Source organism: Hubeiibacter jixunmingi, from assembly GCF_041928215.1.
GTDB lineage: Bacteria > Pseudomonadota > Gammaproteobacteria > Pseudomonadales > Moraxellaceae > Acinetobacter.
Map to the genome: position 1 here is coordinate 31,165 of NZ_JBHFHK010000006.1, position 21,647 is coordinate 52,811.

21 protein-coding genes and 1 pseudogene are annotated in these 21,647 nt (G+C 39.5%); 1 reads left to right on the plus strand and 21 read right to left on the minus strand.

The window, feature by feature from the left end:
- Position 1: 1 nt before the first annotated feature.
- From pta to nagZ, 7 genes are all read right to left on the minus strand, one after another.
- Complete coding sequence (gene pta / locus ACEYX7_RS01715) at positions 2–2,122, minus strand: phosphate acetyltransferase (protein ID WP_374802642.1); 2,121 nt, start codon at positions 2,120–2,122, stop codon at positions 2–4.
- A gap of 81 nt (positions 2,123–2,203) precedes the next feature.
- Positions 2,204–3,376, minus strand: coding sequence for an acetate/propionate family kinase (locus ACEYX7_RS01720; protein WP_374802702.1), 1,173 nt, complete (start codon positions 3,374–3,376; stop codon positions 2,204–2,206).
- A gap of 193 nt (positions 3,377–3,569) precedes the next feature.
- On the minus strand, positions 3,570–4,097 hold the full coding sequence (locus tag ACEYX7_RS01725; RefSeq protein WP_374806544.1) for a hypothetical protein: 528 nt from the start codon (positions 4,095–4,097) through the stop codon (positions 3,570–3,572).
- A 351-nt stretch (positions 4,098–4,448) separates the two neighbouring features.
- Entirely contained in the window at positions 4,449–4,583 is a 135-nt protein-coding gene (locus tag ACEYX7_RS01730; protein WP_374900145.1) for a hypothetical protein, read from the minus strand.
- A gap of 16 nt (positions 4,584–4,599) precedes the next feature.
- On the minus strand, positions 4,600–5,289 hold the full coding sequence (locus ACEYX7_RS01735; protein ID WP_374806543.1) for a hypothetical protein: 690 nt from the start codon (positions 5,287–5,289) through the stop codon (positions 4,600–4,602).
- Positions 5,286–6,572 carry a glutamate-5-semialdehyde dehydrogenase gene (locus ACEYX7_RS01740; RefSeq protein WP_374900147.1) on the minus strand — a complete coding sequence of 429 codons (1,287 nt, stop codon included), beginning with the start codon at positions 6,570–6,572 and terminating at the stop codon, positions 5,286–5,288. Before ACEYX7_RS01740 ends, ACEYX7_RS01735 begins: the two co-directional genes overlap by 4 nt.
- Before the next feature lie 87 nt (positions 6,573–6,659).
- The gene (gene nagZ, locus ACEYX7_RS01745; RefSeq protein ID WP_374802700.1) at positions 6,660–7,688 is read right to left on the minus strand and encodes a beta-N-acetylhexosaminidase; all 1,029 of its coding nucleotides are present in this window, start codon (positions 7,686–7,688) and stop codon (positions 6,660–6,662) included.
- A 223-nt stretch (positions 7,689–7,911) separates the two neighbouring features.
- Between nagZ and ACEYX7_RS01750 the strand changes: the two genes are divergently transcribed.
- Complete coding sequence (locus tag ACEYX7_RS01750) at positions 7,912–10,143, plus strand: carboxy terminal-processing peptidase (protein WP_374900149.1); 2,232 nt, start codon at positions 7,912–7,914, stop codon at positions 10,141–10,143.
- A 72-nt stretch (positions 10,144–10,215) separates the two neighbouring features.
- Here the strand turns inward: ACEYX7_RS01750 and ACEYX7_RS01755 are convergent, their stop codons facing one another.
- The 14 genes and pseudogenes from ACEYX7_RS01755 to ACEYX7_RS01820 form a co-directional block, all read right to left on the minus strand.
- On the minus strand, positions 10,216–11,361 hold the full coding sequence (locus ACEYX7_RS01755; RefSeq protein ID WP_374806541.1) for a dihydrolipoyl dehydrogenase family protein: 1,146 nt from the start codon (positions 11,359–11,361) through the stop codon (positions 10,216–10,218).
- Complete coding sequence (locus ACEYX7_RS01760) at positions 11,354–11,533, minus strand: FAD-dependent oxidoreductase (protein WP_374802632.1); 180 nt, start codon at positions 11,531–11,533, stop codon at positions 11,354–11,356. The genes ACEYX7_RS01755 and ACEYX7_RS01760 overlap by 8 nt, the downstream gene beginning before the upstream one ends.
- A gap of 162 nt (positions 11,534–11,695) precedes the next feature.
- Positions 11,696–12,955 (minus strand): cysteine desulfurase-like protein, encoded by a 1,260-nt coding sequence (locus ACEYX7_RS01765; protein ID WP_374806539.1) that lies wholly within the window; start codon positions 12,953–12,955, stop codon positions 11,696–11,698.
- A gap of 42 nt (positions 12,956–12,997) precedes the next feature.
- On the minus strand, positions 12,998–13,639 hold the full coding sequence (locus ACEYX7_RS01770) for a 2OG-Fe dioxygenase family protein (protein ID WP_374802628.1): 642 nt from the start codon (positions 13,637–13,639) through the stop codon (positions 12,998–13,000).
- A gap of 251 nt (positions 13,640–13,890) precedes the next feature.
- Complete coding sequence (locus ACEYX7_RS01775) at positions 13,891–14,166, minus strand: hypothetical protein (RefSeq protein WP_374802626.1); 276 nt, start codon at positions 14,164–14,166, stop codon at positions 13,891–13,893.
- 120 nt (positions 14,167–14,286) lie between these two features.
- On the minus strand, positions 14,287–14,793 hold the full coding sequence (locus ACEYX7_RS01780; RefSeq protein ID WP_374802624.1) for a DUF6586 family protein: 507 nt from the start codon (positions 14,791–14,793) through the stop codon (positions 14,287–14,289).
- Between the two features lie 57 nt (positions 14,794–14,850).
- Complete coding sequence (locus ACEYX7_RS01785) at positions 14,851–15,648, minus strand: hypothetical protein (RefSeq protein ID WP_374802622.1); 798 nt, start codon at positions 15,646–15,648, stop codon at positions 14,851–14,853.
- A 20-nt stretch (positions 15,649–15,668) separates the two neighbouring features.
- Positions 15,669–15,926: an OST-HTH/LOTUS domain-containing protein gene (locus ACEYX7_RS01790; RefSeq protein WP_374802696.1), complete on the minus strand. Its 258-nt coding sequence runs from the start codon at positions 15,924–15,926 to the stop codon at positions 15,669–15,671.
- Positions 15,900–16,664 (minus strand): annotated as a pseudogene (locus ACEYX7_RS01795) (NYN domain-containing protein); the annotation flags it as partial. The pseudogene ACEYX7_RS01795 and the gene ACEYX7_RS01790, both read right to left, overlap by 27 nt.
- Before the next feature lie 40 nt (positions 16,665–16,704).
- Positions 16,705–19,335: a type I DNA topoisomerase gene (gene topA / locus ACEYX7_RS01800; protein ID WP_374802694.1), complete on the minus strand. Its 2,631-nt coding sequence runs from the start codon at positions 19,333–19,335 to the stop codon at positions 16,705–16,707.
- A gap of 243 nt (positions 19,336–19,578) precedes the next feature.
- On the minus strand, positions 19,579–20,028 hold the full coding sequence (locus ACEYX7_RS01805; protein ID WP_374900148.1) for an ammonium transporter: 450 nt from the start codon (positions 20,026–20,028) through the stop codon (positions 19,579–19,581).
- A 317-nt stretch (positions 20,029–20,345) separates the two neighbouring features.
- A complete protein-coding gene (rsfS, locus tag ACEYX7_RS01810) occupies positions 20,346–20,714 on the minus strand; it encodes a ribosome silencing factor (protein WP_374802618.1) in 369 nt (122 codons plus the stop codon).
- Positions 20,715–20,825: 111 nt separating this feature from the next.
- Positions 20,826–21,191 (minus strand): hypothetical protein, encoded by a 366-nt coding sequence (locus ACEYX7_RS01815; protein ID WP_374802616.1) that lies wholly within the window; start codon positions 21,189–21,191, stop codon positions 20,826–20,828.
- A 57-nt stretch (positions 21,192–21,248) separates the two neighbouring features.
- Complete coding sequence (locus tag ACEYX7_RS01820) at positions 21,249–21,572, minus strand: hypothetical protein (RefSeq protein ID WP_374806538.1); 324 nt, start codon at positions 21,570–21,572, stop codon at positions 21,249–21,251.
- Positions 21,573–21,647 lie beyond the last annotated feature (75 nt).

Genomic DNA, 21,647 nt, shown 5'->3' on the forward strand with positions numbered 1-21,647 from the left:
ATTAAACATTGTCATTGGCAGCTTGAATCGCAGTCAAAGCAATAGTAAACACGATGTCATCAACCAAAGCACCACGAGACAAATCGTTTACAGGTTTATTCAAACCTTGCAACATTGGGCCTACACTCACCACATTCGCAGAACGTTGTACTGCTTTATAAGTAGTATTACCTGTGTTCAAATCAGGGAAAATAAACACATTGGCACGACCAGCTACTTGTGAGTTTGGTGCTTTTGAGCGACCTACGCTTTCTACAGATGCTGCGTCATATTGCAAAGGACCATCAATCAACAAATCTGGACGGCGTTCTTGAGCGATACGGGTTGCTTCAGCCACTTTTTCAACGTCAGCACCAGCACCAGAAGTACCAGTAGAATAACTAATCATGGCAATACGTGGATCGATACCAAATGCTTTGGCAGAATCAGCAGATTGAATCGCAATCTCCGCCAATTGTTCTGCTGTTGGGTTTGGATTTACCGCACAGTCACCATAAACGTAGACTTCTTCAGGTAACAACATAAAGAATACTGATGATACCAAAGAATAATTTGGTGCAGTCTTAATCAACTGGAACGCAGGGCGAATGGTATTTGCTGTGGTATGGATTGCACCAGACACCAAGCCATCGACTTCGTCCAATGCCAACATCATCGTACCTAACACAACGGTATCTTGTAGCTGTTCTTCGGCTTGCATTGCATCCAATTTGCCTTTACGCAAAGCCACCATCGGCTCAACATATTTTGCACGGATGGTATCAGGATCAATAATTTCTAGACCCGCTGGTAATTCGATATTGCGTGCTTTTGCCACTTCTGCAACAGACTCAGGTTTTGCCAATAAGATACAGTGTGCAATACCACGAGATTGACAGATTGCCGCTGCTTCAACAGTACGTGGCTCATCACCTTCTGGCAACACAATGCGTTTTTTGGCAGCGATCGAGTTTTGTACCAATTCATAACGGAATGCTGATGGCGATAAACGTGGCTTATTGCTTGCGTCCGTATTATCGACCAACCATTGTTGTGAAATATGGCTTGCCACAAAACGAGAAACTTGTGCTGCACGCTCTACATCATCACTTGGCACTTCATTATTAAAGTTTGCCAAACGCTGAGCCGTTTCTAGTACACTAAGTTTGGTTTGGAATACTGGCAAATCATGGGCTTTTTGCGAATCCAGAATATGATTGCTTGACAACGCATGTTCCGCCAAAATCAACCCTGCCAAAGGCACGCCACGATTGACCGCATCGCTACTCGCTAACAATACATCATCACGACCGCCCGCACTGATGATTAACTCGCCTGCGACAAATTTATTTAATTCATGTTCAATGCTTGATGCGATGAGGCTAGTATGTAAAATACGACGTTGTTCAGCTTGACCTTTGTTGATCCACTCACCATCTACCACAGATGCGATATCCAAAGTACGTGGTACACTTAAAGTATTGCTAAATGGCACTAAGCCCAAGATTGGTAATTTATCTGTACCCAAAATCGGATTGTATTTTTGCAATTGTTGTGCAAAATCGGCAATTTCTTTTTCCAAACGCAAATTCGGATCAATCGCAACTGGAATCTGTGCTTTGTCATCACTCAAACCACGTGCACGCATCAACAAAAGACCTGTTACACGATTGGCAAAAGTACGCAATTGTACATCGACTTTATCAGCGGTACGTTGTGGATCTTGCAAATATGATTTGCTCACCAATACCACTTTGGCATCTAATGCTTGTGCAAGGGCAACGTTTAACTGATTCACAAATGGATCATTACCGACTGGCAATAAACCTTCAACCACCACCACATCATGATGCTTAGTGATTTCACGGTGTAATTTTACCGCTTCTTCAAGTAAGTCATCCATTTGATTTTTGGCGATGTATTTCACTACTTTGTCATAGCTGATCGGTTGTACATGCTGACGATCGGCAAATAGATGTTGATGCAAAGCTGTGGTTGAATCGACTTCGCTATGGCTTTCTTGTGCGAATGGTTTAAAAAAACCTGCTTTAATACCTTTAAGATCAAACGCTGCAACCATACCAAGGCTTGCAGAAGTTACGCCTGCACCGAGTTCGGTAGGGACTAATAAAATTGTATTCATATCAATTTTTCCAAAATTCAAAAATAGATGTTGTCATTACAAAACAGGGAAAATCAATCACTCAATTTTCCCCTTTTTTCATTAAACTTTTGCCACCGCACGGGTTTCTTGTGCGATACGACCTTCTTCATCAGTCGGTACAACCCAAATTTGCGGACCTGTGCCTGCATCGACTTGACCTGCTGTACCACGTTTTAAGCTGTCATTTTTCTCTTTGCTGATATTAAAGCCAAGATTACCCAAATAGCCTACTGTTTTTTCACGGATTAATGCCGCATTTTCACCAATACCACCTGTGAAAATCAAACCATCAATTTTTGGTAAACCACAGCTTACGCCTGCCAATGATTTTGCCAAGCGATAGCAGAATACTTCGATTGCCAATACTGCATCTTCATTGCCATTGTCAGCCGCTTCCATCAAGGTACGCATATCATTTGATACACCTGATAGACCCAATAGACCTGATTCATTGTTCAACATCTTAGTGACTTTTGCCAAATCCCAACCAAGGTTAGTTGCGATAAAGTTATGCAAGCTTGGATCGACATCACCCGAACGTGTACCCATCACCAAACCTTCAAGTGGCGTTAAGCCCATTGACGTATCAACACTCTTACCATTCCAAATCGCACAAGTTGAGCTACCATTACCCAAGTGAGCTGTCAACCAACCACCTTGATTTTTAGCCCCTGCCAATTCGCTACCACGCTCAGAAACAAAAGCATGGCTTGTACCGTGGAAACCATAACGGCGTACATTGTGTTCGGTGTATAAGAATTTTGGTACAGCATAGCGATAAGCGTGAGCTGGCATGCTTTGATGGAATGCGGTATCAAATACGCCCACTTGTGGTAAATCTGGGAATAAAGTTTGTGTTGCTTTCACACCCAAAAGGTTGGCTGGGTTGTGTAAAGGTGCAAGTGGAATTGCATCTTGGATACGCTTCAATGCTTCTTCAGTCAAAAGCACTGACTCAGAAATCGTACCACCATGTACAATACGGTGACCGATTGCATCTGGTTTATGATCTGCTAAACCATTTAAAATGATGGTCAACGCTTTTTCGTGGTCTGCATTTGGTACGTTTTGTTCAAAGCTTTCACCTGTTGGTGTGATGCCCTTGATACGAGCGTTTTCAGAACCTAAATTTTCCGCAAGACCTTGGATACGAAGTTCATCAGTTTTTTCGCTAACTAAAGCATATTTTAAAGAAGATGAACCGCAGTTGATGACTAAAATATTCGACACAATGACCACCTAAAAATGATATTCGACTAAAGTTAAATTTTACACTGAAAACACTGCTCTAGAAAAGCCAAATCCAGCAATTCATACAAACTTTACCCAGCAATACCACTTTATTGTTACATTTGCTGAAAAAGTATGCGTAATTGATGTTGTACCATGCTTTATAAGGTCTGTCTTTTAGACTTTTGCGTATGTCTTAGGGTTGTAATGGGGTAAAAGGGTTGAGTTCTACTTTTTCTTGCAAAGCTCTTGGATGCAAACCGCCCCAAAGATATTGACGGCATTCATTATCAGGATCCCATATCACATCAATTGAAAAATTAACTTCATTTTTTTTAGAATTTTCAAAATTCCACCATCTAATTTCTATTTCACCATAGCAATAAGATTTATTTTCTTTTAACGTCATAAATTTTTTGGATTTTAAATTCTTTAAAATCATATCTGCTTTATTTTCTCTAAATCTTCTTTCGACCGAGATTAATCCAGCATAACTTTTAACTGTATAACTTTCATCATAATAACTTTTATCTGAACTCGTCAATTCATCAAGTAATTGCTTTAGCTGTTCCTTATTTGGACGATGATAATATTGTTTATCGTAAAGATATGGATTTTCTGCTAAATAGTCACCGTGGGAATATGTTAAAAAAATGCCAAACCCAAACAATGATAAAACAAAAATCGTAACGAAGGTTTCTTTAATTATGGCTAGTTTTTTCATAACTTTAACCTTTATCAATAAAATTTTCAGTGGTTCTATTTATCTTTCTTCCAAAACTTAAAACTCAACCAAGATAAAACACATGAAACAAGCACTAAAAATATAATCCAAACAGATTTATTTATATCTGTTCTATCGGTATAAATCACATATAAAGTGATTAAAAAATGCATAATGATTAAAATACTTAGTACTTTCGACTTCATTACAAATCACCTTTTAATTTAGAAAAATCAAAATCTTAATTCAACTCAATCAAGCTTACCTTATCAAAAAATTGAAAAAATAAGCTTGGCGATTGCGGCATTAGGAAACAGTTCTCAATTAGTGCATTGTACACATCTTACATACTTATACATTTTGAGATTTGATTTTGTCTGACAATAATTTTGCGATGAATGTTTTGACAATTTCGGGAAATCCGCTAATACCTAGAATATCATTATATTCCATGACAAAATAATGACCTGATTTGTCTTCAATCATATCAATTGCCAATATATCAGCATTGATTTGAGTCTGTAATTTTTTTAAACTTCGCTAATAAGGTTTTATCTAAATCTATCAAAGCAAAATCAGTCGTTTGTACATTAGCTTTCCAAAATTTACCCTTTCTCGCCATTGCCCAAGCTTTATCACCAATCAATAAGTAGCGAATATCTCGAACATAATCAATATAGGGTTCTGCAACGATATAGTCTTCATTGGTAAATAACAAATCCTGTATATCTTGCCAATTTGCACTATCTTTAACTAAAACCTTGCCAAAACCGCCATGATAATTGCCAGCTTTAATGACAAATGGAAATTCTTGTGTCAGTTTTTTGCTTAAACTACTATGTGAAATGATATTGTAATTTACGGTCGGTAAATCACAACTTTTTAATTCACTCAGCATAGAAAGCCTATCAAAACCTTTTAATAAGCTCGTCGCAGAATTAATACAAGGCACATTTGATAAGGCAATCATGCATAAAGCCGTCTGCTGTATGGCTGTTGGGCGAATTGCACCCACCCGCCATAAAATACCCGCAGGTTCGATAATTTGATTGTCAAAAATTACATACAACTTTTGGTTTTTCAAAATCCATTGACTATGTTGAATTTTGATTTGCACGACATCGAAGTCTGGAAAAAATTCTTGCCAATAATTTTCACCATTTACAACGACAATTTTTGCTTTCTCAGTCAATTTCTAATCTCACCATTTCCAAAAACAATCCATTTTTGCGATGTTAAGCCTTCCAAACCGACAGGTCCACGCACATGGAATTTGTCAGTAGAAATACCAATTTCCGCACCCAAACCATATTCAAAACCATCAGCAAAACGGGTTGATGCGTTAATCATCACCGAACTCGAATCCACTTGCGCCAAGAATTGACGAGCTAGACTATAGTTTTCGGTGACAATCGCATCGGTATGATGCGAACCATAATGATTGATATGCTCAATCGCTTCATCAATACCTGATACCATTTTAATCGACAAAATCGGGGCTAAATATTCCGTCGCCCAATCTTCAGCAGTCGCAGCAATGATTTCAATATTTAAATTGCTTGCTTTAACAAGGGCTTGCACCTGCTCACAACCACGCAATTCCACGCCTTTATCTTGATACAAAGGCAAAATTTTTGGCAAAAAGTCTTTGGCAATCGCTTGATCAATCAACAAGGTTTCCATGGCATTACATACGCCATAACGATGGGTTTTGGCATTCAACGCAATGGCGACCGCTTTGTCCAAATCGGCTTGTTTTTCCACAAAAACATGACAAATACCATCCAAATGCTTAATCACAGGAATGCGAGCTTCACGGCTAATACGCTCAATCAAACTCTTGCCACCGCGTGGAATAATCACATCCACATAATCGCTCAAGGTCACTAATTGTCCCACCGCTTCACGGTCTGTGGTCGCAATCACTTGCACAGCTTGTTGCGGTAAATTGGCTTGTGCCAAACCGTGTTGAATACTTTTGGCAATCGCTTGATTGGAACGCAAGGCTTCTGAACCACCACGCAAAATGACGGCATTGCCCGATTTAATCGCCAAAGCCGCCGCTTCCAAAGTCACATTCGGGCGAGATTCATAAATCATGCCCACTACGCCCAAAGGCACACGCATTTTGCCTAATTGAATACCTGATGGACGATAAGTCATATCGGTGATTTCACCAATCGGGTCTGGTAAGGTAATCACATCTTGCAAACCTTGTAACATCCCAGCAAAACGGCTGTCATTGAGTGCCAAACGGTCAAGCAATGCTGCTTCTAAATCTTTGGCTTGCCCTTGCTCTACATCGTGTTGATTTTCTGACAAAATTTCGGTTTTATTCGCTTGCAAAGCATCATAAATACATTGCAAAGCATGGTTTTTTTGCTGTGTGCTAAGGCTTGCCAATTGGCGTGCAGCTTGCTTGGCTTGTTTGCCTAAATCTTGCATATAGTCTGTGAGATTAAATTGCTGATTCATGTCTTTTTCCTTTCAAATTTTTAAATTAAACAATTCTTATATGGTGGGCAAGGATGCCCACCCTACAGATGATTGTCTAAAAAATAATTAACTCAAACTTTGAATAAACGCCTGTACTTCTGCCACTTTACTACGCCATTCATCGCCCAAATCCAATTGCTCACCGATTTGAATATTTGGAATCTTACCACGCATTTTTGCTAAACGCTGTTGGTTTGGCAAAGGCAAATCTTGCAAAGCGTCTAATGCCACACATGCTGCTTCACGGTCGTTACATACCAAGCCCATATCGCAACCAGCTTGCAATGCCGCACGAATACGTGCATCGGCACCACCTGCTACGCACGCCGCTTGCATGGATAAATCATCCGAGAACAACACCCCATCAAAGCCTAATTTTTGGCGTAACATCTGTTGAATCCAAAATGTTGAAAAGCCTGCTGGATTGGCATCGACTTTTGGATAAATAACATGTGCTGGCATGATTGCATCCAGCATTGGCATGACTTGGGTAAAAGGTTGCATATCTTGGCTTTCGATGTCTGCTAGACTACGCTCATCCACCGCAGCGGCAACGTGTGAATCGGCTTTCACCGAGCCATGACCGGGGAAATGCTTGCCCGTGGTCGCCATACCTGCTTTTTTCATACCTTGCATAAAAGCTGTGGCTAAAGGTTGAATGTCGCAAATCTGTTTTGAAAAACCACGATCGCCAATCACATCACTGATATTGTCCACATCCAATACAGGGGCAAAACTAAAATCAATCCCCACTGCTAAGGTCTCAGTTGCCATCAACCAACCACAGCTTTCGGCAAGCTTTAAGGCTTTTTCAGGTGATTGTTGATATAACTCACCCAAACGTCCCATTGCAGGAATATCGCTAAAACCATGTTCGACCTTAAGACGACGTACACGCCCACCCTCTTGATCTACAGCGATTAAAATTTCGGGGCGAACTTGGCGGATATAATCAGTTAAAGCACGCACTTGACGGGGCGATTGAATATTACGGGCGAATAAAATCAAACCACCAACCTGTGGTTGTTGTAATAATTGGATATCTTCGGCGGTCAATTCTGTACCTGCAATATCCAACATCAATGCACCAATCATAGCTACGCTCATTTATTAAAAAAACATTATTCCGATTGTACATGAAATCCGCTATCGTTGGCAAAATTCAACATCCTAGATACATATTGTGAAAAATTCTGATTTTTCCTGCTATTTGTATGCAATACACTACAATTTTATACATAAGCCTAGTTGAAGTAATCGCTAACTATTGCATAAAATCAGCAAATACACTTTTCCTTACATTTGGACAAATATGATGATAAAACAACGCTATTTAGCCAGTGCGATTGCCTTGAGTTTGGGCATTGTTTGCTGGACACAAACGGTATCTGCAACAGGCAACAGCACCGATACAGCAAATAATACACCTGCCACTGAAAATAGCACCAATGCGACGGCAAAAAATCTTGTCCCTACTCGTGAGCAAGCGATTGCCACCAGCCAAGTCGCACGCCTTGTAGACCATCAGCACTATTTACCTATGCGTCTTGATGCCAACACATCACAACGTGTTTTAGATATGTATTTAAATAATTTAGATTCAGATCGCATTTTATTTTTACAAAGTGATGTTGATGCACTCAAAGCCAAGTATGGCAATGATTTTGGTGTGCGTTTAAAAACAGGCGATTTGTCGGCGGCATATCAGATTCATGCTTTATACCGTGAGCGTATCCGTGCTTATTACAATTTTATGCTTACAGAGCTCGATAAGCCACAAGATCTCAATCAGAAAAATACTTACATCAACACAGACCGTGAAAAGTCGCCTTATTTCACAAATGAAAAAGCACAGCAAGACTACTGGCGTCAAAGTGTAGTCTCGCAACTGATTGGATTAACCATCAGTAAACAACAAGAAGCCGCAAAGCAACGTGCTTTAAAAGAAAATCCTGCTTTGGCTGAAGGTCAAGACTTGACACCAAGTGAAGATTTGACGCCAGCACAGACTTTGAAAAAACGTTATCAACGTCGTTTAGAACGTATTGAGCGTCTAAAAAGTGATGATATTTTAGAAAGTACTTTAAATGCATTGCTTGCTACTTACGATCCGCACAGCAACTATTATCCACCAACCGATGCCATGGAGCTGAACCGCCAAACCAGCTTACAACTAGAAGGTATCGGGGTATCGATCCGTCCAGAGCGCGGTAACGAAGACTATACTCGTATTGAAAGCATCGTTGAAGGCGGTCCTGCTAGCAAAACAGGACAAGTGCGTACAGGCGATCGTATTATCGGCGTTGCTCAAGATGGCGAGCCAATGCAAGATGTGATTGGCTGGACCACACAAGAAATCGTTGGTGCAATACGTGGTAAACGTGGCACAAAGGTTACTGTTAAGCTTCTCCCTGCGGGTGCATCTGCAAACCAAGCCAAATTGGTAACGATTACTCGTGATGTGATTCAAGAAGCGGATGATGGCTTGCGTTTCCGTACTATTGATGTAGAACGTCAAGGCAAAAAACAGAAAATCGGTGTGATTGAAATTCCATCCTTTTATCTAAACTATCGTGCAAGACGTGATGGTGAAAGTTATCGCAGTGTGTCAATCGATACTGCCAAAGCATTGCTGACGTTAAAACAGCAAAATGTTGATGGTATCGTGATTGATTTGCGTAATAATCCAGGTGGTTCACTCGAAGAAGTGGTGAAAATGATCGGGCAAGTGATTAAGTCAGGTCCAGCCGTACAAATTCGTGATGGTAATGGTCAAGTCACTGTATTGAATGCACCTGCTGACGGTCAGCAACTTTATGATGGACCACTGGCAGTCATGATTAATCTTGCATCAGCATCTGCTAGCGAGATTTATTCTGCCGCAATTCAGGACTATGGTCGTGGTATCGTAATTGGTAGCACAACCACAGGAAAAGGCACTGCACAGGCACAACGTGATGATTTGGCTTATGGCCAATTGACTTTGACGCAGCGTAAATTTTATCGTGTCACGGGTGGTAGTACGCAAAATAAAGGTATTGTTCCAGATATCAAATTGATTGATATTTATTTTGATCAGTTTGGCGAGCGTAAGAGCAAAAATCCACTGAAATGGGATACGATTGCAACCGCACCTTTCCAACGTGCAAACGATTTGCGTGGTTATTTTAATCAATTGCAAAAACGCTCAGACGAACGTCGTAATACCAATCCACAGTTTAAATATTTATCACAATACGTCACACTGAATAAATCTGTTGCAGATGAGAAGCGTGCAGTATTAGATCTCAATCAACGTATTGAAAGACTTAACAGCATTGAACAACAGACCTTGGCAGCGGAAAACCAACGCCGTAAAGCTACAGGACTTGAGCCGTATGCAAATTGGGAAAGCTATCAAGCTGCCGTAGAAGCACGTAATGAAGCACGTGCTAAGTTACGCCCTGCACAACGTCCACAGCTACCAGAAGAAGAGGCATTTGTGACCGAATCAGCCCATATCTTATTGGATATGATTGATTTGCAAAGTGGTAAAAAGCTAGGCAACTAACTTTTGAAAATTAGATAAAAGCCCTTAAAGTCAATGCTTTAAGGGCTTTTTATTACACTTTAAATAAGGCAATTATTCTACCGCACCAAATAGATCATTTAAGCTCTCCATCATGGTTGGATGGGTAAAAATATAATCACGCATATCTTGGTAAGTCATGCCTTGTCGAATGGCTAAATCCGCAAAGTTAATCATCTCATGAGCTTCTGCACACAATAGCTGTACGCCTAGAATTTTATCGGTTTTGGCATCAATCACGGCTTTGAGTAAGCCATCAGTTTGTTGCAAAATTTTGGCTTTAGGAATATTTACCGCATTAAGCTTGGCTGTTTTGACCGAATAACCTTGCTTAATCGCTTGTGCCTCGGTCAAACCCGTACTAGCAAGTGGTGGCATGGTAAACACAGCATAAGGGAAAGTCCGATCTTTAGTGGTGTATTTGCCATCACCCAAGACTTGACTTTTTACCACACGAAAATCATCTAATGAAATATAGGTAAACTGCGGTGAGCCTGCCACATCGCCCATGGCATAAATATGTGCTTGGCTAGTTTGCAATTTTTCATTGACATCGATATAGCCTTTGTCATTGAGTTTAACGCCTGCCTTATCCAAATCAAGCTGTTCAACATTGGCACGTCGACCTGTAGCAACCAATATTACATCACATTCAATTTCGTCATCTTGCGTTTTGACAATGCTACTCGACTTTTTATCGCTGACTTGTTCAACTTTTTGAGCGGTTTTAACCTGAATATTTTTGCTCTTCATGATTTCAATTAAACAATCACGGATTTGCTCATCTTCTTTTGGTAAAAATATGTCGCCTGTTTCCAATATCGTTACTTGACTGCCAAAATTCGCCATAGTAAAGGCAAATTCTAAACCGATATAACCACCACCGATAATCAGCAAATGTTTTGGTTTTTCAGTTAACTGCATCAAAGTGGTGCTATCATAAACATGTTTACTTTCTGCCAAACCATCGATTGGTGCTTGCCAGTTATACGTTCCCGTATTGATATAAATTTGTTTTGCAGTAATTGTTAATTCACCATCATCGCCTTTAACCTGTACGGTATTGGCATCTACAAAACGTGCTTTACCTGTAATGACATCGCAGCTATCCGCGATCTTTTTATAATTGGCTTGATTGAGTTTAGCAATCAATTGATTTTTCTGTGCAACCGCTTGTGCCAATTCGACTTTATCAGACAAGAAAGATAATCTTTTTTGAAGGAATACAACCAATATTAATACAGGTTCCGCCATACATGTCGCTTGATTGCTCAATTAAAGCCACTGACTTACCTGCTTTTGCCAAAGTCACAGCAAGCGTTTTGCCTGCTTTACCAAACCCAATAATCAAATGTTCATAATGCTTATTCATCAATTTTCTCAAATGTTGTTCATAAGGAGAATCATCATAAAAGCACATCCAGTTTGAAACAATTTGCTTTAAGTGTATTTGCTGTATGTTTTTGTTTGTTAGGATAACTCAAAAATAAAATCCATAAAATCAAAATCTTATGGATTTAAAAAATATTAACTATCAGCACTTTGCCATATATTCATCTAAATACGCAAAAAACTGATCAACTTCTGCAAGGGTATTGTAATGCAAAAATCCAGCCCTTAAAAAACCAGTATCTAATAAATCCAAATGCCGTACCACATCTAGGGCATAAAAATTACCCGATGGCAAGGCCACATTTTTTTCACCAAACCATTGACTGACCAAACTTGGCAAAATCATCTGTTGATTTTTAAATACATTAAACGCAAAAGTCGGTGTGCGTTGTTCGAAACAATTGAGACCATATAATTTAAAATAAGCACGCTTTTTGGCTTCTGCCAAAAAGTGTTGCATCAATTGCTGTTCATGTTGTTGTACTGCTTGGTAGCCCCACTGCAAACGCTGACGCAAGTTTGATATAGAAGCGTCAAAATCTGGGTGATATTGTGCCAAATTCGCCCAATACTCTACCAAGGCAATCAATGCCGCCTGTGCTTCAAAAGATTGCGTACCTTGTTCCCATGCATTCGGATTTAGATTGGTAGCAGGTTCAACTTTATATGGTGAAAGCAAGATGACACGATCACTCAAATAAGCCATACCTAAATGAGCACCGCCTAATTTATAGCTCGATGCAAACAGCACATCACATTGCAAAGCATGAATATCAATCAACTCATGCACCGCAGCATGTACTGCATCAATACATAATAATGCACCGACCGATTGGCAATGTTGAATCAATGCTTGCATTGGCGTTTTTGTACCCAGTACATTGGATGCCAACGATACCGCCACCAACTTGGTTTTGCTGTCAATTAATGCGGATAAATTATTGAAATCTAATGCACTGCCATCTTGATTGAGTGGTAATTTACGAATTTCGACACCACGCTCTTCAGCAATGCTTTGCCATGATGACACATTGGAAAAATGGTCAATGCTACTAAGTACAATATTATCGCCTGCCTGCCAATTTTTACCTACTACACGAGAGATTTGAAACATTAAACTGGTGGAATTTAAGCCAAAAATCATATTTTTAGCAGCACAATTTAGCCATGTCGCTGCTGCTTGTCGAGCTTGTTGATTGATGGCAATGGTGCGTTGTCCTGCATCTGCATAACCACCCAGATTGCTATTATATTTTGACAAATAAGCAATCAACGCATCCAAAACAGATTTTGGTATTTGACTCCCACCTGGACCATCCAAAAACAATGGCATCTGCCCTTGTTCATCTGTTGTATCCAGTGCTGCAAATTGCTGACGAATCGCCATTACATCATAAGTCATGCTGTTGATTTCCCTATATTATTTTCAGATTAAATTTACCATTTATTGTTTTAAGTGTGCAGTTAAAACAAATAAATCCCAATAACCCATATCATCATTTAGAGCCGCTAATTCTGTCGCATCGTGCCAATAATAACTGTCATCAAGCACACAATACGCCCCTGTTTGGCTGTCTACACGCCACATCAAATTGTCTTTATTACAACTTGTATAGACTTGTAAATCGCCACCTTGAGCATTATGCCGCTTAACGATAAACATACCGATACGATCAAAGCCATCCTGATGAATGCCTTCTGGTGCCGTAGGAATGACATCATTTTTATGTTTAGACAACATACGCAATTGATGCACTTCAATGATGGCTTGCTCGGGTAAATTTGATGCGGTTGCAAAGGTATCGATAATTTTTTTAAAGGCTTCGGATTCAATACACGCTTGTGTTAGATCTTCATAATCTCTAGCAACATTACCTTGAAAATGATTTAAGGTATCGCTTTGAACAAATAATCGATGTGGATTAAGCATCAATTTTTTGTGTTCACGTTGATAAGTAAAGGTGGAATAACGTCTTAGGCGATAGCTACCATCTTTATATATATTAGGCTGTAATGTATCAAAATCACTATCTAAGGTATGGATGAGTTCACTTGGTAGCGTGCCTTGTATTGCCAGTGCGTTCATACTGTATTTCCTTGCTCAAAATTCATTATCGTAAAAATTGGATTATGATGATACGGACTACATCACATTCCAAATTTTGATAAAAAATATAACAAAAAGTAATCTCTACTACAAGTCAATTTATAACTTATTTTAAATTTTTAAAAAATTATTTTTTATTATTCATTTTTGGCAATAAAAAAAGTGCCTCTCTGTCAAGACACTATTTATGGGGTACAACAACACCAGCCCAATATCAATGTAGAAACTAATCAACTGTATATCTCAGGTGAAGCTTCTGCAACCTGACTACGCCAACGTTTTGCCTGTTGCTCCATCACACCAAATACAGCTGCATGAATCATACCTTGCCCAACTACCGATAAGTCCTCGCCGAGTAATTTACAAATTTCCTCATGGAACTCGATACGTACTAATGGCGCATCTTCAGTATTCGCTATACGTAATGCCATTGCACCGTCTTCAAGTTGTACCAGCTCCAACATGACTTCATCAGAACCAAAGATACGTTTTAAGTCATCAAACAATGTTGTTACTCCCCAATATTTGGCTAAACTCGCAGCAAAATCATCAATAATACACTTTTGATGCGTCCAAAGCTGATAATTTCAAGGCTCAAAATATATTTATATTATACCAAAATGCAATCAATACTCTTGTAAACCATCACGTAACTGCATGACTAATTGTTGTAACATTTGATGCCATGCTTGTAGCTGCTTGGCATCTGGTCGATGGTCATCAATCGCATTGCTGGTTGCAATCAGTAACATATCATCTCGAGCAACTGCTGCTTGAGTGGATGGTTTAGGGTTTGCTAAGCAGTCTTGATAAGCATGCACGATATCCGCCAAGAAACCCTCTTGCAGCAACTGTCCAACTCGCTGTAACTCAGGCGAATATGCATTGTGCTGTGTTAAATCTTGCATCAATGTACGAATATCATGTTGAACTAAATTCGCTTTGGTATGATAAAAACGTGCGATTTCTTGTACCAAAGCCAGTATTGCACCGTATAAATGGAAATTACAGCTCTCTTGCAATGCCAATAGCTGTTGTTGATTGGCGACATCTTGCATCTGATTTAATGTTAGCTGTGCAAAGTACAGCTTTTGATTGGTTCGATCAGCATGGTGGCGAGCAACTCTAGTCATCATCTTTACCTACATCTAAAATTCAAATATACCTAAAAGCCACTATAAATAACACGATTATTTTTTCAACCAACCTACTTCTTGAGCAGTCAATTTGTTGATTACCGTTTTAGATAAATTTGGTGGCGTGATACCTTTTGTTTCTGATAAAGGAATGTAAGCCGCCATCAATTCTGCCTTGGCTTGTGGGAATCGTGGCTGTTTTTCTGGCTCAGCAAAGCCAATCGGGTAAATCGGCTGTCCTGTACTCAAGTCATATTTATCTGTTGCACCAAAGGTATGCAGTAATTCGTGTACCATCACAACCTGATTTGAACCATGATGTGGTTCATCAGCAAAAAGATTGACGATACCAATTCGTCCTTTTTGTAATGCTGTTGAGTCTCTTAAACTTTGTTGGTACTGCGGATCATAAAAATTAAGATACAATGTCGTCGTTGGTGAACCATCACTGGATTTATGCTGTTTCCATGCATAATAACGGAATTTTAAGCTCCAAATGATAGCATCAAGCACTTTGCCTGAGTTTGGTACGACTGGCGGTTTATCGGTCAATTCACGTCCATAAGTAAAATAGACACTGGCATTTTTTCCTGTATATTGTTTTATTGTAGCTTTAAAATAATCCTGCGACTCAGTAAAGTTGGCACTTTGTAAGCTTTGAATATATTGTGCGGTACTTGGTCTGCCATCGGCATTAATTGGGTGCAACAATATCATAATCGGTTTATCCCAATCTTGATTACCATCTCGCCATGCACCCAATGCCACAACCAATAGTACAATAAGTAAAATCGCTACACGTAAAGATTTCCAAAAAGAAAAAACACTGTTTTTAGATTTGAGTTTGGACATAATTTTACCTGATAAAATTGTTAATTAATATTTGCTGTTCTAAATTTTCTGATAAGTTTTTTGTCATCATCAAATTCTACTATCTTATTAGCAGAAATTTTTAAAATAGCATCTTGCACAGTTTCACAACCATATTGTTCCACTTCTATATTCGGGTAGAGTTTAATAATATTTTTTGATAACTCATCTACACTAATCCAGTGACCATCAGGCGATATTATATCTAAGCAATCTGCACAATTCTTAATAAAAGCAACAAAACCTTGCTTTTTTCTCACAAACTTTTGTGAACCCTTGATTTCAATATCAAATAAGTTCAATTGGCTAAGTAACCCTGATAACTTAGCACGCCCATAACTTCTCGAATCAAAATCAGGCTTTAGCGTAATCAAATGCTTGCCTAAATCTGCCAAACTAGCCCACCCTTCCTCATCTGCAGTATCTTTAATCGCTTTATAAATTAAATTAATAGTGTGTTTATCTATTTGTAATAATGGTGTATTGACCTCTATAGATTGCTTTTTCACATCGCCTTTTTCAATATTTAGACTATCTTCGAGTACTTTATTATTTTCTGCATTCAAATTTTCTACATAAATAAATTTATCACAAGCATTAATAAATGCTTCAGGTGTTGTTCTTTTTCCAAAGCCATAAACAACCAAGCCACTTTCCCTAATACGTGACGCCAATGGGGTAAAATCACTATCACTGGAAATAATACAAAAACCGTCTAGAGCATTGCTATATAGCAAGTCCATAGCATTGATAATCAATATCATATCTGTAGCATCTTTACCTTTAGTATAGGCAAATTGCTGTACAGGTGTAATCGCATGGGGCAACAATACATCTCTCCATGCTACTAAATTTTGACTACTCCAATCACCATACACACGTTTAACGCTAGCAGTTCCATATTTTGCAATTTCTTGCAAAATCAACGGAATGTTCTGAACAGAACTATTATCAGCATCAATTAAAACAGCCAATTTAGCAATTTGAGTTGTGTTCATATTGAATTTATATACTCTTCAAAGTTTTGATAATGAATGATTATGCTTCCACCCATTTCCCATCACTATACAGCATAGACCATTTGGTCGCTTTGCCATCAACAGTTTCTGATGCCACATATTGCGATTTGGTTTTACGACTAAATTTCAAAATGGTTGGATTGCCATCTGGGTCGGTATCAGGGGCTTGCAAAAGATATTGATATTTAGATGCAAGTTGTTCTGCCACACTACGCAATTCGGCAATTTTTGGTGCTCTGGTTTCACGGATTTTTGGGAATTTCGATGCTGCCAAAAATAAACCTGCCGCCCCATCACGCAAGATAAAGAAATCATCATGCTTAGCCGAACGTAAATGTGGCATCGGGATTGGATCTTCTTTGGGCGGTGCTGCCTCACCATTTTTCAATACCTTACGGGTATTGTCACAGCTGGTACAGGCAAAATAAGGCCCAAAACGCCCTGTTTTAAACTGCATCTCGCCATCACATTTATCACATGGAATAGTCGGACCATCATAACCTTTGACCTTAAATTCACCTTGCTCGACTTCATAGCCCGAACAGTCTGGATTATTACCACAAATGTGTAATTTGCGACCACCGTCAAGAATATAGCTATCCATTGCAGTTTCACAAATTGGACAACGCCGCTTGGCACGCAAATCCTGCATTTCCGCATCATCATCATCTGACATGATTGCCAATGACTCGACAGGACTAAGATTAATGGTTTGTTTACAACGCTCTTTTGGCGGTAGGTTATAACCCGAACAACCTAAAAATACGCCTGTTGAGCCTGTGCGGATTTGCATCGGACGGCTACAGGTTGGACAGCTAATATCCACTGCCACAGGCTCATTACGACGCATACCTTCAGCACTTGCCGCAGTCGTTAAACGCTTTTTAAAATCACCATAAAAGCTGTCCAGCAACTCTTTCCAATTACGCTCACCTTCCGCCACTTTATCCAACTGCCCTTCAAGGTCAGCAGTAAAGGCATAATTCATCAAATTATTAAAACTTTCATCCAAACGGTCGGTGACAATTTCGCCCATTTTTTCTGCAAATAAACGGCGATTTTCTAATTTGACATAGCCACGCTCTTGAATGGTCGATATAATTGCGGCATAGGTCGATGGTCGCCCAATGCCTTTTTTCTCCAATTCTTTCACCAAAGACGCTTCCGTAAAGCGTGCAGGCGGTTTGGTAAAGTGTTGTGATGGGTCGAGTTGTACCAAGTCCAGTACATCACCCACTGCCACATCAGGCAATAGCACATCATCAGCGGATGGATTTGCCCCACGCACTTTGGTAAAGCCATCAAATACCAAAATTCGCCCTTTGGCTTTGAGTTCTACGCCATTGGCATCCACAGAAATCGTTGATGATTGGTATTGTGCAGCGGTCATCTGACAAGCAACAAACTGACGCCAAATCAAATCATACAAACGCTGTGCATCTCGCTCCATACCTGCCAAATCTGTGCCACTTAGCGCCACATTGGATGGACGAATCGCTTCATGGGCTTCTTGGGCATTGGCTTTATTGCCATAAAAATTTGGCTTGGCAGGCAGATATTTTTCACCATAATTTTGGCTAATATGTTCACGTACCATATTCACTGCGTCCGCACTCAAAAAAGTCGAGTCAGTACGCATATAGGTGATAAAACCGCCTTCGTACAAACGCTGTGCCAACATCATGGTCTTTTTCACCGAAAAGCCTAGACGAGTACTGGCAGCCTGTTGCAAAGTGGAAGTAATATACGGTGCAGATGGATTGACCTTGGTCGGTTTATCCTCACGTTGTACCACTTTAAATTCGGCATCTTTGAGCAATGCCAAAATTTTATCGGTATCGGCTTTATTTTTTAATTTTAAAGCTTTATCCAAATATTTTACCGCTTCAAGGCGAATGGCTTCGGCGTCTTTTTTGCCTTTGGCTTGCAATAAGGTATCGGCAAAGATTTCCCAATATTCTTCAGGCACAAAAGCACGGATTTCACGCTCACGTTCAACCACCAATTTCACCGCCACCGATTGAACACGTCCTGCAGATAAGCCACGGGCGATTTTTTCCCAAAGCAATGGCGACACCATAAAGCCTACCACACGGTCTAAAAAGCGGCGTGCTTGTTGGGCATTAACACGGTTGTAATCTAAGCGTGTAGGCTTTTGGAATGCCTCTTGAATGGCATTTTTGGTGATTTCGTTAAATACCACACGGTGATAACGGCTATCGTCACCACCAATCACTTCTTTTAAATGCCAAGCAATCGCTTCCCCTTCTCTATCCAAGTCCGTTGCCAGATAGATTGCATCGGCTTCTTTGGCGAGTTTTTTTAGTTCAGCGACCACTTTTTCTTTATTCGGTAAAATTTCATAATGGGCTTGCCAATCATTTTCAGGATCAACGCCCATACGATTGACCAAAGCTTGTTGTGATTTTTTGGCTTTTTCAGCTTCAGTGAGTTTGGTACGAGTTTTCTTTTCAGTTGGCGTTTCAGTTTTATCATTATTGAGTTTGACACTACCACTTGTCGGCAAGTCACGCACATGACCGACTGATGACCGCACGATAAATTGATTGCCCAAATATTTATTGATTGTTTTGGCTTTGGCAGGTGATTCGACAATCACCAAGGCACGACCTTTGGCACTGGCAGTCATAACGTTGTCGCTATCTGCTTTGGTCGTGGCTTTTTTAGCGGTTGCTTTACTGCTGGTTGCTTTTTTTGCTGTGGTTTTTTTGGCAGTACTTTTGGTTGTGCCTGCACTGGCTTTGACAGCCTTGCTTTTGGTCTCGTTTTTTGCTTCTTTATTTTCAGTACTTTTTACAGTTGCCATATTTAAATCCTCTTCTTGCTCATTTAGACCATGCTTGCTCAATTGTTTTGATAATGGATAAAAGATTTAGCGTGCTTGTTCAGCCAAGCTTTGCAAAAATGCCTTCATGGCATCGAGTTGCTCGCCGTGATAATCAGCACTTTCATCCCAATACAATCCAACACAATTGGCTTGCATATCTACTGCATACACACCTTTCAGATCGACTTTTTGCCCTTGAAATTTACTATCGCCTGTCAAGACCTGTAAACGTTGCTCGCCATCCACTGTTGCTCGCATCAAGGCAAATTTACCGTCACTCACCAAGATACTATAATATGCAATCATACTTGCACGTGTTTCAGATGCCATTGGCACTTTAGCCCATTCTGGTGCAGGCAATAAACGTGGATGCAAGCCAATCTTACGGGCATTTTCACGCAGATCACCTAACGCCTTTTCACGTGGGCTTACACGTAGCCCCATAATCGAGCCAACCACAAAAAACGCCACTGCTACTAAAATAATCCAAAGCATCTCTATTCCGAGCCTATATAAAATGTAATGTAGTGCTTAGGCTAATCACTGCATTATATCTACGGATCAATGCAAGTATTTTGGCGACTACATAAATGTTACTTATTTTAGCTAAGCATAAGCTTGCTATAAAATGCAAGTATTAAATCAGTATTTTGGATAAAAATATTGGTTTTATTCGATAAATCAAGCGATTAATGCTGAATATACAGCCAAACTGAGTACTCTTCGCATCATCACGCAGACGTAGAAAAGCGTCAGCAGATACAGCCAACGCTTTTGTACTATTATTTCAAATCACAGTAAACTTGTAGAAATTAGTCTTGTGCGATTGGACGCCATAGGCTTTCTAGGTCGTAGAATTTACGTGCTGCTGGCATCATGACATGTACTACCACAAAACCTAAGTCAATCAAAATCCACTCTGCATCACGTTCGCCTTCCATACCAATCGGACGAAAGCCTGCTTTACGAGCCTCTTCAGCCACGTTGTCTGCCAAAGCTTTGACATGACGGCTTGATGTACCACTGGCAATCACCACCGCATCAGCAACATTACTGATTTTTGACACGTCGTATTGCTCAATGTCTTTGGCTTTGACATCAAGCAAAGCCTCTTCTACCACGCGTAGGCAGTCGAGTAATTGTAGGTTGTCACTTTGAATCACTGTTGAACCTGTTTTCATAAAATTGTAAATCATGCAAAAATAACACTATATAATAAGAAGCTATCACCAAAAAAGCAAATATTGATTTCAAATTTTATCCTAGAAACCTATAATCTCAATCGCATATATTTACGACCAATCAAAAGTAAATAAAATCAATCTTTCTACAGGTTCATATAACATTATGATTTCACTATCAATTTCTTTACACCAATGACCACTATTCGCCGATGCAATATGATAAAAACGATTACCATTGTGAGTAATTCGAATACCATCATCAGGTAAATCATCACCTTGTTCTTTTGTTGCTACAAATGCTTTTGGCATATGGCTTTCAATTGAGCTTGACCAATTGCTCTCACTCATTCCTCCACCCAACTGGCTTAAAAATGATTCTGCTTCAATTTTATTTTCATATTCTAACGCATAACTATTTACAAAATGCCCATATTTTTCCAACTCAGATTTTCGCTGTTCAAAGCCAACTTTCATTTCATCAACATATTCTTCATCTTCACAACTTGAATCCCAGTCATGAAATTTGGTTCTTTAAAAATAACCCTCTTCACCTAAAAACTTGTATTTATTATCATCAGTCAAACGAAAACACAGCCAATTTTCTATATTAAATTTATTATGATATTCAGAAGTCCATCCCCCAATACAGCCATCAAACGGCTCAAAAGACTGAATTAAGTGGACAGTTTTTCCATGCCATTCAGGATTGATTTTTCCTAAATGGATAGACATTAATGGCAAAAAATGTACATCTAACCAACGCTGATTTTCCGCAAACACATTTTCATATTTAGGGTAAACAATTAAATCTGCGTCCAATGTCACAACGTTTTCTTGACTAAACATCTTATTCATTTCACTCCATTAGTTTAGTAAAAGTAAGCTTTAAAATTAGAATAATATAATAAACTAAATTTCACAATGCAATGA

Coding starts and splice junctions, on each gene's coding strand:
- pta (WP_374802642.1), bottom strand. CDS start 2,122: ATGAATACAATTTTATTAGTCCCTACCGAACTCGGTGCAGGCGTAACT.
- ACEYX7_RS01725 (WP_374806544.1), bottom strand. CDS start 4,097: ATGAAAAAACTAGCCATAATTAAAGAAACCTTCGTTACGATTTTTGTT.
- ACEYX7_RS01730 (WP_374900145.1), bottom strand. CDS start 4,583: ATGATTGAAGACAAATCAGGTCATTATTTTGTCATGGAATATAATGAT.
- ACEYX7_RS01740 (WP_374900147.1), bottom strand. CDS start 6,572: ATGAATCAGCAATTTAATCTCACAGACTATATGCAAGATTTAGGCAAA.
- nagZ (WP_374802700.1), bottom strand. CDS start 7,688: ATGATTGGTGCATTGATGTTGGATATTGCAGGTACAGAATTGACCGCC.
- ACEYX7_RS01760 (WP_374802632.1), bottom strand. CDS start 11,533: ATGAATAAGCATTATGAACATTTGATTATTGGGTTTGGTAAAGCAGGC.
- ACEYX7_RS01765 (WP_374806539.1), bottom strand. CDS start 12,955: ATGACTTATGATGTAATGGCGATTCGTCAGCAATTTGCAGCACTGGAT.
- ACEYX7_RS01770 (WP_374802628.1), bottom strand. CDS start 13,639: ATGAACGCACTGGCAATACAAGGCACGCTACCAAGTGAACTCATCCAT.
- ACEYX7_RS01780 (WP_374802624.1), bottom strand. CDS start 14,793: ATGACTAGAGTTGCTCGCCACCATGCTGATCGAACCAATCAAAAGCTG.
- ACEYX7_RS01785 (WP_374802622.1), bottom strand. CDS start 15,648: ATGTCCAAACTCAAATCTAAAAACAGTGTTTTTTCTTTTTGGAAATCT.
- topA (WP_374802694.1), bottom strand. CDS start 19,335: ATGACTGCCAGTGCCAAAGGTCGTGCCTTGGTGATTGTCGAATCACCT.
- ACEYX7_RS01805 (WP_374900148.1), bottom strand. CDS start 20,028: ATGCTTTGGATTATTTTAGTAGCAGTGGCGTTTTTTGTGGTTGGCTCG.
- rsfS (WP_374802618.1), bottom strand. CDS start 20,714: ATGAAAACAGGTTCAACAGTGATTCAAAGTGACAACCTACAATTACTC.
- ACEYX7_RS01815 (WP_374802616.1), bottom strand. CDS start 21,191: ATGAAAGTTGGCTTTGAACAGCGAAAATCTGAGTTGGAAAAATATGGG.
- ACEYX7_RS01820 (WP_374806538.1), bottom strand. CDS start 21,572: ATGAATAAGATGTTTAGTCAAGAAAACGTTGTGACATTGGACGCAGAT.